Raw genomic sequence first — 937 nt, forward strand, 5'->3', positions numbered from 1 at the left:
CTTTTTTTGTCTATAGAAGGTTCAACTAATCGCCATAGGTCTTTAGGGCGGAAACATCTACTTTTTAACCATCGGCTAACCGTGTCATGAGATAAAGGCGATGGGCTGACTTCTGATAACGCCAAACTAGAGTATCTTACACTGCTTACTTGCAAGAATATTTTATAGATATCTTTAATGCATGGATAACCGGACAAAATATGAACATCCTGATTTTTTCTTGTTTTTAAATTTATACTTCTTTTTTAGAGACTGCGAAACTCGTGTTAAATTCTTTTTGAGTAGCGGTGTGCCTTCTGGTTTAGTTGATAACGAAGGTAAAGTCGATACCAACGTCAAAATGACAGATTTACTCTATTTGCTTATTCATTTGCCTGAAATGGGAACGCTGATAGAGAGAATCCACAGCGAAAAATCGCCATTCTCTTTGATATGTAATTTGCCTGCTGATTTCAGGGAATCGCCCACCGTTTGGCAGTTCCATTTCTTACCGCTTTTTGATAACGAGAAGAGCTACATGGGAACATTCTTCCATGCCCATGAGTTCCTGTTTTTGTCACCGTTGGACTATGTCGATGGCATTCAACCTTATGCGGTTACCACCGAAAAACCTAACAAACTGTTCACTGATAAAGAGTGGAAAGTTCTGTTTTTCACAATGCACCGTTTTAGCAGCAAGGAAATCGCTAGACGGTTAAATATTGCGACTAGTACAACAGAGCACCACATTAAAAGTTTATACGAAAAACTCAACGTCCATTCTGCCTTTGAGTTAAGGACATTTGGCAAATCTCAAGGCTTTGACCGCTATATTCCGGTGAATATGCTTCCTCGTTCATGTGTTAACTCTGTTGGAGGTGCAGTATGAAATACACCTACATCATCAACGGATTTCGGCGAACCTATCAGGGTCGCCCTGATGTGCGTTTTACCTGTT

General features: G+C 40.0%; 2 protein-coding genes. One reads left to right on the forward strand and one right to left on the reverse strand.

Features of this window, described 5'->3' with window-relative positions; translation table 11 throughout:
• A partial coding sequence (locus tag CBG25_RS02410; RefSeq protein ID WP_290604058.1) for a hypothetical protein occupies positions 1 to 197 on the reverse strand: 197 nt, incomplete at its 3' end.
• A gap of 80 nt (positions 198 to 277) precedes the next feature.
• On the opposite strand from CBG25_RS02410, the gene CBG25_RS02415 reads away from it, so the two are divergent.
• Positions 278 to 868, forward strand: a complete 591-nt coding sequence (locus CBG25_RS02415; RefSeq protein WP_290604271.1) for a helix-turn-helix domain-containing protein — start codon at positions 278 to 280, stop codon at positions 866 to 868.
• The last annotated feature ends 69 nt before the right edge of the window (positions 869 to 937 follow it).

The organism is Arsenophonus sp. ENCA (genome assembly GCF_002287155.1).
GTDB classification, from domain to species: Bacteria; Pseudomonadota; Gammaproteobacteria; order Enterobacterales; family Enterobacteriaceae; genus Arsenophonus; species Arsenophonus nilaparvatae.